Origin of the sequence: Calothrix sp. 336/3 (genome assembly GCF_000734895.2) — a bacterium.
GTDB lineage: Bacteria > Cyanobacteriota > Cyanobacteriia > Cyanobacteriales > Nostocaceae > 336-3.
Genome location: NZ_CP011382.1, coordinates 2,644,203 through 2,658,075, shown reverse-complemented (window position 1 = coordinate 2,658,075; position 13,873 = coordinate 2,644,203). Strand labels below are relative to the sequence as shown.

Annotated in this window: 11 protein-coding genes and 2 pseudogenes; 7 read left to right on the top strand and 6 right to left on the bottom strand. The window is 40.5% G+C overall.

Annotated features, from left to right (window positions below):
- Positions 1-8 precede the first annotated feature (8 nt).
- Positions 9-896 carry an LD-carboxypeptidase gene (locus tag IJ00_RS11175; protein WP_035153029.1) on the top strand — a complete coding sequence of 296 codons (888 nt, stop codon included), beginning with the start codon at positions 9-11 and terminating at the stop codon, positions 894-896.
- A 201-nt stretch (positions 897-1,097) separates the two neighbouring features.
- On the opposite strand, the gene IJ00_RS11170 is transcribed toward IJ00_RS11175, so the two are convergent.
- From IJ00_RS11170 to IJ00_RS11160, 3 genes are all read right to left on the bottom strand, one after another.
- Positions 1,098-1,367, bottom strand: coding sequence for an RNA-binding protein (locus tag IJ00_RS11170; RefSeq protein WP_035153026.1), 270 nt, complete (start codon positions 1,365-1,367; stop codon positions 1,098-1,100).
- Between the two features lie 511 nt (positions 1,368-1,878).
- A complete protein-coding gene (locus tag IJ00_RS11165) occupies positions 1,879-2,625 on the bottom strand; it encodes a bifunctional 2-polyprenyl-6-hydroxyphenol methylase/3-demethylubiquinol 3-O-methyltransferase UbiG (protein ID WP_035153023.1) in 747 nt (248 codons plus the stop codon).
- 162 nt (positions 2,626-2,787) lie between these two features.
- On the bottom strand, positions 2,788-3,519 hold the full coding sequence (locus tag IJ00_RS11160) for a hypothetical protein (RefSeq protein ID WP_035153021.1): 732 nt from the start codon (positions 3,517-3,519) through the stop codon (positions 2,788-2,790).
- Between the two features lie 952 nt (positions 3,520-4,471).
- On the opposite strand from IJ00_RS11160, the pseudogene IJ00_RS11155 reads away from it, so the two are divergent.
- The 4 genes and pseudogenes from IJ00_RS11155 to IJ00_RS11140 all read left to right on the top strand — a co-directional run.
- A pseudogene (locus tag IJ00_RS11155) lies at positions 4,472-5,140 on the top strand (DapH/DapD/GlmU-related protein); the annotation flags it as partial.
- Positions 5,141-5,970: 830 nt separating this feature from the next.
- Positions 5,971-7,026 (top strand): uroporphyrinogen decarboxylase, encoded by a 1,056-nt coding sequence (gene hemE / locus IJ00_RS11150; protein ID WP_035153018.1) that lies wholly within the window; start codon positions 5,971-5,973, stop codon positions 7,024-7,026.
- A 147-nt stretch (positions 7,027-7,173) separates the two neighbouring features.
- On the top strand, positions 7,174-8,130 hold the full coding sequence (locus IJ00_RS11145) for an NAD(P)-dependent oxidoreductase (RefSeq protein ID WP_035153015.1): 957 nt from the start codon (positions 7,174-7,176) through the stop codon (positions 8,128-8,130).
- A 205-nt stretch (positions 8,131-8,335) separates the two neighbouring features.
- Positions 8,336-8,980, top strand: a complete 645-nt coding sequence (locus IJ00_RS11140) for an HAD family hydrolase (RefSeq protein ID WP_035158892.1) — start codon at positions 8,336-8,338, stop codon at positions 8,978-8,980.
- Here IJ00_RS11140 and glp read toward each other — a convergent pair.
- A complete protein-coding gene (glp, locus tag IJ00_RS11135; RefSeq protein WP_035153013.1) occupies positions 8,977-10,206 on the bottom strand; it encodes a gephyrin-like molybdotransferase Glp in 1,230 nt (409 codons plus the stop codon). The two genes, IJ00_RS11140 and glp, sit on opposite strands and share 4 nt — an antisense overlap.
- Before the next feature lie 389 nt (positions 10,207-10,595).
- Here glp and IJ00_RS27730 point away from each other — a divergent pair.
- A pseudogene (locus IJ00_RS27730) lies at positions 10,596-10,814 on the top strand (Uma2 family endonuclease); the annotation flags it as partial.
- Here the strand turns inward: IJ00_RS27730 and IJ00_RS11130 are convergent.
- On the bottom strand, positions 10,814-11,584 hold the full coding sequence (locus tag IJ00_RS11130; protein ID WP_035153011.1) for a glucosamine-6-phosphate deaminase: 771 nt from the start codon (positions 11,582-11,584) through the stop codon (positions 10,814-10,816). The pseudogene IJ00_RS27730 and the gene IJ00_RS11130 sit on opposite strands and share 1 nt — an antisense overlap.
- A 254-nt stretch (positions 11,585-11,838) precedes the next feature.
- Between IJ00_RS11130 and IJ00_RS11125 the strand changes: the two genes are divergently transcribed.
- Complete coding sequence (locus tag IJ00_RS11125) at positions 11,839-12,510, top strand: HAD family phosphatase (RefSeq protein ID WP_035153008.1); 672 nt, start codon at positions 11,839-11,841, stop codon at positions 12,508-12,510.
- 82 nt (positions 12,511-12,592) lie between these two features.
- Here IJ00_RS11125 and IJ00_RS11120 read toward each other — a convergent pair whose 3' ends face one another.
- Positions 12,593-13,540 carry an ROK family protein gene (locus IJ00_RS11120; protein ID WP_035158890.1) on the bottom strand — a complete coding sequence of 316 codons (948 nt, stop codon included), beginning with the start codon at positions 13,538-13,540 and terminating at the stop codon, positions 12,593-12,595.
- Positions 13,541-13,873 lie beyond the last annotated feature (333 nt).

Sequence of the window (13,873 nt, the reverse complement as noted above, 5' to 3'; positions counted from 1 at the left end):
TTAGCAAAATGATGCTTCCTCCTCCTTTAAAACCTGGTGATTTACTGCGTGTTGTTGCTCCCAGTGGTGGATTGCGAGAGATGTCTGCTTTTAATCGGGGGGTGGAGATATGGCGATCGCGGGGTTATCGAGTGGAAATCATCCCAGAGATAGATGAGAAATGGGGTTATTTAGCGGGAAAAGATGATGCTCGTCGTCATCACCTAGCAGCAGCATGGCAAGATACAGAATGTCGGGGTATTCTCTGTGCGAGGGGTGGTTTTGGTAGTACAAGAATTTTAGAGGATTGGAGTTGGGAAACAGGGGAAAATCCAGGTAAATGGTTAATAGGTTTTTCGGATATTACAGCTTTACTGTGGAGTCTCTACAAAGTCGGGATTTCCGGGGTGCATGCACCTGTGTTAACAACCTTAGGTGACGAACCGGAATGGTCTGTGCAAAGATTATTTGATTGGGTAGAAGGGCGAAAAATTGCACCTCTGACGGGTGAAGGTTGGGGTGGTGGAGTGGTGAGTGGGATATTGTTACCAGCAAATCTCACCGTTGCGACTCATTTATTGAGTACACCGTGGTTGCCAAGTTTGGATGGTGTAATTTTAGCCTTTGAAGATGTGGGAGAAGCTCCCTACCGTATTGATAGAATGTTGACGCAATGGCGGATGAGTGGTGCATTATCCCAGGTGCGAGGTGTTGCTGTGGGAAGTTTCACTAACTGCGATGCACCCCCAAATGTACCGAGTTTTACCGTGGAAGAAGTTTTGCGCGATCGCCTCAGTGATTTAGGTATTCCTATAGTCTCAAATTTACCCTTCGGACACGCAGCACCTAACGCATCTCTACCTGTGGGTGTGACTGCAACCCTAGACGGTGATACAGGAGTGTTGGCGATCGTTTAATTTTCAAGCACCCACTCAATTTCAAGGCAAAAATTTAGTGATTCAGTATCATAAAGTTTCACTCAATTCCGTAGGTGAAAGTTCCCCGGTTCCATAAAACATAAGTTCTGCATTCGGGTTAAATCCCATAACAAAACTTAAGTACAAATTACGAATTAGTTTAATTTACTATTTGCACCCCAATCACCAATTTACAGAATTTTAGGAATGGTAAGAAGAGACTTCTCCTACCTCAGTTCTAGCTCTATTCAATGTGAGAATTTGCCCCATCCACTCACTACCTCTAAGCATCTGGATAGCAGATATTTCTTCCGCATCTGTATCCATTTCTATGACTGCAAAACCTCTATGGCTACCTGTTTTTTGGTCAGATGGCATCTCCACTTTTCTCACAGTTCCATACTCTTGAAAAAGCTGTTTTAGGTCGTCTTCTGTAACCTCACAAGACAGATTAGCTACATAAACTGACATACTCAACCTCCGGAACCAAAAGGGCTTGAAGATTTACGTCCGGGAGTGTGTCTAGAGAGTAGTCACATAGCCGAAAATAATTCTCTTTTACCTCACATTAACATGAAATCTGGAATTATGCTTGCTTTACTTAACATAGAGTCATCTATAATTCCTAATTGCTAATTCGTAATTCGTAATGAATACCCCAGGATAAATTCCAGGGATTGAATTATGCTGCTATGGATATCGGGGTTTTCCATCACTGAAGTTAGGGGCTTGAAATTAAAATGAATTCATGATTAATTTTCTTCGTAAGTAGACATGTTTAATTGAAGGTAGGATGTGTTAGGTGTAGCCGTAACGCATCACAGTGTTCTTCTGCATGGGTTACGCTGCGTTCATCCATCCTACAAAGTTTTATACTTAATTGCCCTGTATCTTGATTCCTTTCTCGATATTATCCACACTGCATGAATCTATATCTAGATATAAAAGTATGCGATTGAGAAGATAGGATGAGGTGGTATTTTTATGTAGCCTTTTTGTGATAACATCTAGTAGTAATATGGTAGGGATGGAATATCTCTAAAAAGTTACTTTGAATTGTCTCAAAGAAAGTATGAATAATTTTGGGGTCATCAAGATGGAAGGGATATTCTTGATTGAAACCCTTAAAGAAATACCAATTAATAATTAATTTGCCAGAAGATTTCAGCGCTTGATGAAATTTTAGTAGTTGTTGACTTGGTTCTGGTAAATGTTCCAAAACATCAAAACATAAAATTGTATCAAAGCTAGCATTTTCAGGTATTTCCTGACAAAAATTAATTTTTTCTGCTAATCCCATGTCTTGGGCACGATAGCGAACAAAATCAATATTTATCGGATTAATATCACAATAGGTGACTTGTTCAACTTTCGGACATAGAGCAGCAGCGATCGCGTGAGTACCAATTCCACCGCCAAAATCTAGAACTGTTCCACAAGCATAATCTGCGACTAATCGCAAGGTATCACCAATATATTCATGACTGGTAAGATGCCAAGCACCAAGCTCAAACAGATAAAGTTCTCGTACTTGCTGACTGTAAAAATCAGTGACAGTTTCCCAATCAAAATCTTTTTTCCCTAACTCTGCCATTTCTTGACAGGATACTTTTAACTTAGTTTCTAGGGTTTCTGTATCTAAATTCAGAAAATCTTGGAGATTTTGCTTTAAGTTAAATCCATCTTGCCAGTAGGTTTCTAGATGCTGGGGAACGGGAGATGTCACCATATGTCTTGTCGCTGAATTTGGACAATCACATCATAGAATTAAATGGGGTAATAGGGAATGCTTAATACTTGCCGTGAGCAACTTGTATCGAGCAAAATCGAGGTAAGTCGAATGGGTTATGGGGAACAGTGATTTTTCTGGTGATGATAACAGAATTAGTGATTAAGGTTGCGATTGTGATGACTTGACTTTTAGGGTGCAGAAACTGAAAGCGGGAATTACTCCTAAAATTAATGCTGTTACTCCTTGGGTAATCAGGTAGGTAATATCATGACGATGAGTTGCAGGGATAAATCCTTGTAACATTGATAAACCCACAATCACAATGCTAATTAGGGAATAGGCAATAAACATGATAAAGTTCCACCACCAAGCACCAGTAACGTAGCGTCGTAAGACTAACCATTGACAAAAACCTAACCAAATTGCGGAAAAATTATAGGCAAAGGTGGATAGGATTCCGTAGACAATGATATCTTCTGCTAAGGGGTTGCTGGATGTCGCAACGAATATGATGTAATTTTTCCAAGCCTCAGCAATCTGGGTAAAGAGTAAAGAACCAATGCAGGTGGCAATTATCCATAACCAGGGAGAGATGTATTGTCGCAGAACGAGGGCTTGGTCTGTAGCAAATATAACTGCAAATATTATCGTAGCTGCAATTCTAAAAGCAAGACTGAATAAGGGTTGTTCCTGAAATAACGACTCAGGGATTTTTTCGAGAAGTGTCTTTTCTAACCCAATACTGGCAATTCCTCCCACAACCCAACCCATAATCGTCATGAGAGTAAACTGCCAAAAAAAAGCTTGACGTTGCGATCGCGGTATTAATAGTTTAGTAACTTGAGCTGCTTGGGAAATTGTTTGCTTCCCAGTATTTGAGTCTGAATGCATAGGAGTAAAGGGGTAGATGTAGAAATAGATAATAATCTATATAAATAATCAGCGCACCAGGGGGATGATTCAATCAGCCAACATAACGATTTAGCTCATGCTTGGAAACTTGATATTATTGCTAGAATCTTTGCTGTATCTTAACAAGTACTATGACATTTTCTGCTAAGGTGGTTATAGTATGATGCTAGGTATCACTATAAAGGTGCTTTAGTAGATAAATAAATTATCTGTGTGCAAAATAATGTTAATAGCACTAGATTTAAAAAATAGGCTACAAGCAAGCCGTTATAGTAACCGGGGAAGTATTTATTTATTTGCTCCTATGGTTGACTTCAATATTATGGCTGAAGTCGGAGATACTCCCCCTTAGTTGAATTGGCTTGTGATTCCTGGAAAATTTGTGAGTCATTCAACAGTTGCATCTCAGAGGTAACGAGATACTTTGTCTTGTGCGTGAAATTTTGGTGTAATTCAGTTGAAATAAGTACTCTGATATTCAAACTTGGATGTCCGAATTTTGTGAGCTTGCAGGAATGCTGACTTATCCACATCAGAAGTGAGATATTTGATGTGAAGTGAAAGCATAGAGCTTCAAGATGGATAAGCTTAGAATATCAAAGATTCTTGTTAATAGATTTTCAGGTATTACAGAAGAACCCAGATATTTATCAGAACTTGTATCTGTAGAGATTACTTGTTAACTGACATAGTATTTATCAGATATCTGTTCGCAAAATTATATCACCTCCAGGAGTAAGATATTTGACTCCGAATAATTTGCTTTTCAACTATTGTTGTGAAAGCTCCATATTACTCGCTTTTTCCTGTTTGTATTTGGAGAATACATACCTAGGAATTCAAGTGTAGTATGGCAAAAATTATGTCGATAACTGGTGAAAAATTGCATTTTTTGAACGAGCCGCATACATTAGTAGAGAACAATATAGCCATGAATACCAGAACTTTTTTGGACAAGATTAAGCGATTTCAACAACTATTTTTTATGACTATTTTTGGTGATATCCCTACAATTTTAGGAGGAGTAAAGTTACGGAATTGGTTATATAGAGCAATTTTCGCTCACGTCGGTAAATCTGTATATATTCAAGATGGAGTTGAATTTATCAGCACTGATGTGATTACAATTAGAAATGGGGTTTATATTTTTAAAGGTGTACGAATCGATGGCAAAGGGCACAAAAATAATAAAATTCATTTAGATAATGGAGTTGTTATTGAACGTAATACTACCATAGGAGCATTGGATAACAGTTGTATTGAAATTGGGAAAGATACCTTTGTCAGTTGTAACGTTTGTATTGCGGGACCTGGAAATATTAAAATAGGTGAGAATTGTCTGATTGCCGCTCATGTTGGAATATATGCGAATAATCACAATTTTACAGACCCGATGCGCTCCATTAAATCTCAAGGTGTAACCCGTAAGGGAATTGTCATTGAAGATGATTGTTGGTTAGGAGATGGGGTTAAAGTATTAGATGGTGTGACTATTGGTAGGGGTAGTGTTGTTGGTGCTGGAGCGGTTGTGACTAAGGATATTCCAGCATTTTCCATTGCGGTGGGTATACCTGCACAAGTCATCAAAAAACGAGATGGTGCTGAGTGTAGTGATTCTTTACATCTGGATGCCAAAAAAGCCTATGAAGTTGACACAATCAACGAAAAAACTCAAGCTCTCCAGAGAAGAAAAGCTCCAGTAAGTAATATGGATTTACTAACACTGGTTCTTGGAAAACAAGGATTGTACGGAAAGATATCAGACAGGGGCTAAACATCATTATCAAGGATTTTCGATATCATCAATCCAGGGTATAGAGAACAAAAAACGTATTTCTAGGTAGTTCTGAATAACTCATGAATGTCAGAATCTATCTAGGAATTCTAGGGTAGCAATCTGAGTCTTGGGATTGCTATTTTTTGCTGATGATGGATTTTATTAATCTTTGCTCCCCATGACTGTCATTCATAACTTCATTAGCTGCGACCCATCTAAGTTTGTATAATTAAGATGTGGCAAGCTTGCCCTCGAACGAAGTGAAGAGATGCTCCTAAGTCCCTACACCACAGGGAATCTGCGCAACACACTTCTGTTTGCACTGTGATTATTTGGCGTTTTTGACTCATCTCATTTACCCACACATTACCTGACTAATATCAACTCTGATTAACAGAAATTTACATTAAGAGATATTACAAAAAATCACCTGAGGAACTGTCGATTTATCATCTGTTGGTGGCGATTCAATCCCGAATCAAAAGTTTCCCGATGTCTGTTGCTATTTGGCAAATTCCATAGTTATCTCAGAAGAACTTAGTCTTTAGTCGGGGGAATTAATTGGGGATTCTTATTACAGACTGACTAAAGCGTAATCCTAGTAATGATAAGCTTAACAATGGCATAAAAAAAAGTTTAGGATGTAATCTTAAATGGGTATTTCTTCCAATCAACCCCTTCTGCTAAGAGCAGCCCGTGGTGAAGTAGTAGACCGTCCCCCCGTTTGGATGATGCGGCAAGCTGGACGGTACATGAAAGCTTATCGAGACTTAAGGGAGAAGTACCCCTCTTTCCGTGAACGTTCCGAAATTCCGGAAGTGGCGATCGAGGTTTCTTTGCAACCTTGGAAAGCTTTTCAACCAGATGGCGTGATTCTCTTTTCTGATATTGTCACACCCTTGCCTGGTTTAGGAATTGATATGGATATCGCCGAAGGTAAAGGTCCAATTATTCATTCTCCCATTCGCACCCTGGAACAAGTCAATAATTTGCATGACTTCGATCCGGAAGCATCTTTACCTTTTATTAAAACCATTCTCCAAAGTTTGCGCCAGGAAGTGGGGAATCAGTCTACTGTACTAGGTTTTGTGGGTGCGCCTTGGACTTTGGCTGCTTATGCTGTGGAAGGGAAGGGTTCTAAAACCTATTCTGTGATCAAGAATATGGCTTTTTCCGAACCAGCAATCCTGCATCAATTATTGAGTAAATTTGCAGACGCGATCGCCAACTATGCTCGCTACCAAATCGACTGTGGCGCTCAAGTAGTACAATTGTTCGATTCTTGGGCAGGACAACTTAGCCCTCAGGATTATGACACCTTTGCTTTACCTTACCAAAGACAGGTATTTGAGCAAGTTAAGGCAACCCATCCCGACACACCATTAATTGTTCTCGTCAGTGGTAGTGCTGGTGTATTAGAAAGAATGGGGCAATCCGGTGCAGACATTGTACAGGTAGACTGGTCTGTAGATATGGCAGATGCTCGTCAGAGATTAGGCAAGCAGATGAAAGTTCAGGGGAACCTCGATCCTGGTGTATTATTTGGTTCTAAGGAATTCATCCGCGATCGCATCTATGATACCGTGAAAAAAGCCGGGAACTGGGGACATATCCTCAATCTAGGACATGGTGTCTTACCCACAACACCCGAAGAGAATGTGGCATTTTTCTTTGAAACTGCTAAAGAGTTGAAACTGGCAGCAGTATGATTTGGGTAATAGGGAATAGGTAATGTAGTGGTAGGTTCAACTTTGCTCACTGAATCATAGGAAACAGGAAAGCATCGGTAACAGTTATCAGTTATCATTTATCAGCAAAAGCACCTTCCCCATTACCCATTACCCATTACCAATCCTATGACTCACAAGCGAATTTTAGTTACTGGTGCCAGTGGCTGTATAGGTCACTACATTAGTGAATCTTTAATTCAAGAAACCAACTACGAATTATATTTACTTGTTCGTAATCCAGAAAAGCTAAAAGTCAATACTAAAGCGCGCTCTGGTATTCATGTTATTCAAGGCGATATGCTGGATGTCAGCAAATTCGCAGAGTTATTACCGACAATAGATGTTGCGATTTTAACAGCTACTGCTTGGGGTGGTGCAGAAACCTTTGAGATTAATGTTGCTAAAACCTTAGAATTATTGAATTGTCTTGACCCTGTAAAATGTGAGCAGGTAATTTATTTTTCCACAGCTAGTGTTTTAGACCAAGATAATCAACCCCTAAGGGAAGCAGGAGCCATTGGTACTGATTATATCCGCTCTAAATATGATTGCCTGTCGAGAAAGAAAAAGTTGGCGATCGCTCCCAAAATTACCACCCTCTTCCCTACCCTAGTTATTGGTGGTGACACAGATAAACCCTACTCCCATCTCACCTCTGGCATTCCAGAAGTAACAAAATATATAGATATAATTCGCTTTTTACAAGCAGATGGTAGTTTCCATTTTATCCACGGTCGGGATATTGCTACCATTGTCACCTATCTCATTGCCCATCCACCCCAAGGTGATGCCCCCCGTGAGTTAGTATTAGGACAAGCCAGACTCACAGCAGATGCAGCAGTTGCTGAAGTTTGCCAATACCTGAACAGAAAAATTTATTTTCGTATTCCCCTTTCCCTATCCTTAGCCAATCTGATTATTGCCACCTTCAAGATTCAAATGGCAGCATGGGATAGATTCTGTATGAACTATCGCCACTTTACCTACAAAAATGCTGTTAACCCCAGTACCTTCGGTTTACCCAATTATTGCCCCACGATGAGCGATGTTTTACGCATCAGTGGAGTGGAAAGAATTAATTAGATTGCTGTATTAAAAAATTCTGGGAAACCAAAAGCGAATGTATCATAATAAACGTCAAGTATAGATTTTAATACCAAATTGCGTTCTGTCGTAGTGGTTTCAGGATAATGAGATTACTTCCCTGCGGTTGCAATGACAGTATAGAGACTACTACCTCTGACAGCAAATTAGTATAAATTGTGGTGTGTTGGCAATGGAAACCAGTATTAAGCAACCGAAGGTAATTTTTTTAGATGCGGTGGGGACAATTTTTGGTGTTAAAGGTAGTGTCGGAGAGGTATATAGTCACATAGCGGGAGATTTTGGTGTGAATGCATCAGCTGATAGTTTGAACAATGCATTTATCCAAAGTTGGCAAGCTGCAACACCTCCCGTGTTTCCCGATGCAAAGGAAGAAGATATTCCCCAACAGGAATTTCAATGGTGGTATGACATTGCTGTCAACACTTTTCAAACAGCAGGTATCTTTGACAAATTTACTGATTTTCCAGCTTTTTTCAGTGAACTATATATTCACTTTGGTACAGCCGAACCCTGGTTCATTTATCCTGATGTGCAATCAGCTTTAATCAATTGGCGTAAACGCGGGATTGAATTAGGGATATTATCTAATTTTGATTCTCGCATTTATTCGGTTTTACAAGCTTTAGGCTTAAAAGATTTTTTCACATCGGTGACAATCTCTACGGAAGTTGGTGCTGCTAAACCTCACCCCAAAATCTTTACAACTGCCTTAGAAAAGCATAATTGTTTACCCCAAGCAGCTTGGCATGTCGGTGATAGCCTCAAGGAAGATTACCATGGAGCCAAGGCTGTTGGTTTACGCGGTGTGTGGATTAATCGTTCTTAAGGAATTATTACCCATACTTCCTCACCCTGAGCAATAAAATTCTCACCTATTTTCATTACAGCTAAAGCATTCGTTTGAGCTAAATTAATTAAGTTACCAGAGACTTGGCTACCCTGGGAAAGATGAAATTCATATTTACCATCAACTAAATGTAATCTTCCCCAAATATAGCTCTCTCGTTTGCCATCGCTGCGCAATTCCTGCACTGTTTTAGCCAGCAAAAACTGCGATCGCCAACCATCAGCTAAACCAGACAATTTTCTGATAGCAGGTTGCACGAATCGCCAAAAGGTAACGAGAGCAGAAACGGGATTCCCTGGTAAGCCAAAATATAAGCTTTGTTTCTGGGAAAAATTGGCTACGGTGAGGGGTTTTCCGGGTTTCATTGCCACTGATGCCACAGAAACTTCACCCCCTAAAGATTTAATTACCTGCTCTACATAGTCATATTCTCCCACAGAAACTCCACCGGAGGATATAACTATATCTGCTTGGGAAATAGCTTGACTAATAACTGCTGTTAATGCTTCTGGCTCATCTTTGATGATACCAAATGGTAGAACTTGTGCCCCCATTTCTTGAACTAATGCTGCTAAAACATAGCCATTAGAATCGACAATTTGCCCTGGTTGTAAAGGTTGTTCTGGGGTGACTAACTCATCACCTGTAGAAAATATTGCTACCTTGGGGCGACGATATACGGGAATTTTTATGCACTGAGCGGCGGCTAGAATCGCCATTTCTGTGGCTTTAATTGGAATTCCGGTGGGTAGTAATTCTTGTCCTGCTTGGTAGTAACTAGCACGTTTTCGCACAAATTCCTGGGGGCGAGGTGAAGCTAGAATATATACTTGATTACCTTCTTGCCGGGTGCGTTCCTGCATAATGACTGTATCTGCACCTGGGGGAATAATTGCCCCTGTAAAAATACGAGCAGCTTGTCCTGGTTGAATGCTAGATTGGGGTTGATATCCGGCAGGAATTTCGGCGACGATTTGCAACACTGCTGGGTTTTCGGCACTACATTCTTGCACATCTGCATAACGCACAGCGTAGCCATCCATGGCTGAGTTATCCCAGTGGGGAAAGTCTAATTGACTGGTAATTGCTGATGCAAGAATGCGATTAGATGCTGAGAATAAATCGATAATTTCTGTATCTTTATCTGGGGTAAATGGTTGAACTAAATCAAAGATAATTTTTTCTGTATCGGTTACTGATAGCATAGTTGATAATAGGTCAATCTGGTGCAAGACTAATAAGTTTTTTTGTACTGGTGTCTGCGGGTTTTGGCATTAATTTGTGGTAGATGCTTTTGACCAGAAACTATACTAGCTTGTATTTGTTGGGTTGAGTATATTTCCCTTCTGCTAAGGCGATCGCGCTTTGCGCGGCTCCCCTTGGGAGCATCGCGTCGCGAAACGGAGTTATATCGCCCTGACTTGAAAAAGCAGGGGAACTGGGGGACAAGGGGGACAAGGGAGAAATAATTAATGCCCAATGCCTATTTTCATCTGTCCTGGTGTACGCAGTACTCTACGAGAAGGCTACGCCTACATGATGGCTACTTAGAATGAAAACTATACTATTCTTGTTGCTCTATGGGTGAGAACCTATGATTGCTAGCGATCGCCGTTATAGTTTGGATGAATATCGAACCATCGAAGAGAAAGCAGAAGAACGCAGCGAATATCGAGATGGAGAAATTGTACCTATGGCAGGAGGAACCCTCAAACACAGTCGTATTGGTGGAAATATCTTTGCCTTTCTCAAGTTTTTGCTGCGAGATACGCAATTTGAGCTAATTAACAGCGATTTACGACTCCCCTGGCTCTATTTTTCCAGCAACTGGGCAGAATCTGTATCTAAATACAGGGTTGCTTGGGGTTGGGTGCGTAAAATTGTTGCAGGCAAATGGGGATGAATTTCTCCTTGTAATATCCGTTTTACTATTGTGGCTTTATGTTTTCCTGGGGCAAAACAAAGGATTTTCCTGGCAGCACAAATCATCGGTAAAGTTAAAGTAAAAGCATATTCTGGAACTGTGGAAATGTGGGGAAAATACCCTTGTTGCTGTTGCCGATTAATCTCGTCTAACTTGACTAATTTGACACTATAGGGGTCATGAAAATCTGCCACTAACGGGTCATTAAATGCTAAATGTCCATTATTCCCAACTCCTAAAAAACATAAATCTATGGGTTGTTCACGGAGTAATTGACTATAGCGATCGCACTCCCGTATTGGTTCTAATGTATCACTCTGCAAATAATGAAAAGACTGGGGTTTAACTCGTTTTTCTACCCTTGCTTGTAAGTAAGAACGAAAGCTGGCTGGATGGTTAGCAGCTATTCCTAAATATTCATCTAAATGGAAGCAAATGACCCGTGACCAGTCAATTTCTGGCAGTTGGGTGAAAATTTCCAAAAATTGTATTTGTGAATTTCCTGTGGCAAAAATCACCCTAACTTCAGGTTGTTGTTGCAGTCTATTTTGTATATATTTATGGGTAAATTCTGCGGCATTTGCTGCGAGTTCCGCTTCATTGCCATAAATTTCCACAGTCAAATTATCGACAGAAAAAGATTTTTTGGCGACTGACATTGTTGATCAAGTGTGGGGTGTAGGTGACATAGCCTGAAAAAACTTGGGATTATTCACACCTTAATCTTACAGACAAAAAAACTTGTAGGGTAGACCTATCAATCCACCCTTACAAGCCCTAGTTATCATAGGTGGTCGTAATCTTATGTTTTAATTATAGTTTTTTTGCAGGGAGTCTGGGGAAATTGTCACTAATTAAAATGAAACGGTGTAAACTGTGTTAATAAACTTTACATTTATTTACACTATTCCTGATGCTGAAAGCGATTTTGTTTGATTTAGATGGCACTCTGGTGAACACAGACCCAATTCATTACTTAGCTTGGCAAGAAATGCTGAGTCACCATGGACTAGAAATTGATGAAACTTTCTATAAAACTAGAATTAGTGGCAAATTAAATCCAGAAATCATCAAAGACATTTTACCAGATTTATCGACAGAAAGGGCAGAGGAATTTGCAGATAAAAAAGAAGCCTTATTCCGCGATAAAGCACCATCCCTAGAACCTTTACCGGGACTTAAGGAGTTATTAACTTGGACAGAAACCCATGGGATTCAACGAGCTTTAGTTACCAATGCTCCCCGCGCCAATGCGGAATATATGCTAGAAGTTTTAGATTTAAAAAATACCTTTCACCTCGTGATTTTAGCGGAAGAAGAAGCCGCAGCTAAACCTGACCCCACTCCCTATAGAGTTGCCTTAGAAAGATTAGAAATTACCCCAGAACAAGCCATTGCTTTAGAAGATTCACCCTCTGGACTACGTTCCGCAGTGGGGGCAAATATTCCCACCATTGGTGTTGCTTCTACCCATGACCCTGATAAATTAATAGAAATTGGTGCTTTCCTGGCGATTCCTGATTTTACCGATTTACATTTGTGGACATTTTTAAATAGCGCGATCGCGGAGTTAGTTCCACAGTGAGTAATGAGTGATGAGTAGGGAGTAATGAAGTTAATTTACCAGTCCAAGTTGCCTTGGTAGATTAGTATTCTCGAATTACAAATTACTTCCCCTCATTTTTTGCTAAAGCGACAGCACCCCACAAAGGTGCATCATCTGCCAAAGCTGCTGGTACTATCTGAAAATTCACCTCTGGTAATGCTGTATCCCGTGCTGTTTGTCGCACTACCTCCCACCATCTCTTACCCGCTTTTGTCACACTCCCACCCAAGACGAATAACTGGGGATTGATTAAATTCGCCACATTGCCAATACCGACACCCAAACCCCAAGCACCTCGATATAAAATTTCCTGTGCTAACCTATCCCCTAACTCTGCTGCTTCACTGACTATCTTTCCTGTCACCACTGGAGGATGATTTCTGATTAATTCCGCTACTACCTCTCCCCGTCTCCCAGTTTGCAGCAATTCCTGTACATCCTGTGCCATGTAGGGACCACTAGCTAACCTCTCCACACAACCGCGTTTCCCGCACAAACACAGGGGTCCGGAGGGGTCTACAACCATGTGTCCAATTTCTCCTGCCATCCCCTCGGCACCGCGCCAAGGTTTGCCGTTGATTATCCAACCACCGCCTACACCCGTACTGATGGTGATATAAAATAAACTTTCGTATTCCTGACCTGCTCCGTAGTGCCACTCTCCCAAAGCTGCAATATTGGCATCATTATCAATGCTGACGGGGGCGGCAAATTTTTCCTGTAAAAACTGTTGGAGGGGGATATTTTCCCATCCGGGAACGTGATGAGACAGCCGCACATTTCCCGCGATCGCGTCTACCGGACCACCAAAACTGACACCGATCGCCGTGGGTTTTGCCCCCCCTAGGACGCTAGTTGCTAATTCAACCATGATTTCTATGTCTGTTGTGGCATTAGCTTCTGGGGGTGATAGTCTCCTGGCATATTGTCGCCATTCTCTATCATCACCTTCCATGACTGCTGCTGCAAGCTTTGTACCACCAAAATCCAGGGCAAGAATTAATGTCACTGTTTCTATCGAATTAAATTGTGCTTTTAGATACAAAAATATAGGTAAAATATCTGAAATGCTCGTTATTTTCAATACAAAATGTTGAGAAAATAGATTTGATTCTAATTCTATTTATCTTCTGAAATAGCCTATATTCCCAAAGATTGTGAATAGTCTAGGTTTGTAATTACTGAGTCAAATTTTTCTACGATTATCATGCAGTTACAGGTATTTAGTCTAGAAAATATGAGAATTTTTGATTATTCTTTTTACCTATATTAATCATAGAATGTATCGGCGATCGCCCTCTGCCAGATTTTGATAGAATACGGCACAGTCAGGTGTTAAGGG

What these genes read in the sequence shown, in the direction of transcription:
- IJ00_RS11175 (WP_035153029.1), top strand. Translation starts at nt 9, where the DNA reads ATGATGCTTCCTCCTCCTTTAAAACCTGGTGATTTACTGCGTGTTGTT.
- IJ00_RS11170 (WP_035153026.1), bottom strand. Translation starts at nt 1,367, where the DNA reads ATGTCAGTTTATGTAGCTAATCTGTCTTGTGAGGTTACAGAAGACGAC.
- IJ00_RS11165 (WP_035153023.1), bottom strand. Translation starts at nt 2,625, where the DNA reads ATGGTGACATCTCCCGTTCCCCAGCATCTAGAAACCTACTGGCAAGAT.
- IJ00_RS11160 (WP_035153021.1), bottom strand. Translation starts at nt 3,519, where the DNA reads ATGCATTCAGACTCAAATACTGGGAAGCAAACAATTTCCCAAGCAGCT.
- hemE (WP_035153018.1), top strand. Translation starts at nt 5,971, where the DNA reads ATGGGTATTTCTTCCAATCAACCCCTTCTGCTAAGAGCAGCCCGTGGT.
- IJ00_RS11145 (WP_035153015.1), top strand. Translation starts at nt 7,174, where the DNA reads ATGACTCACAAGCGAATTTTAGTTACTGGTGCCAGTGGCTGTATAGGT.
- glp (WP_035153013.1), bottom strand. Translation starts at nt 10,206, where the DNA reads ATGCTATCAGTAACCGATACAGAAAAAATTATCTTTGATTTAGTTCAA.
- IJ00_RS11130 (WP_035153011.1), bottom strand. Translation starts at nt 11,584, where the DNA reads ATGTCAGTCGCCAAAAAATCTTTTTCTGTCGATAATTTGACTGTGGAA.
- IJ00_RS11125 (WP_035153008.1), top strand. Translation starts at nt 11,839, where the DNA reads ATGCTGAAAGCGATTTTGTTTGATTTAGATGGCACTCTGGTGAACACA.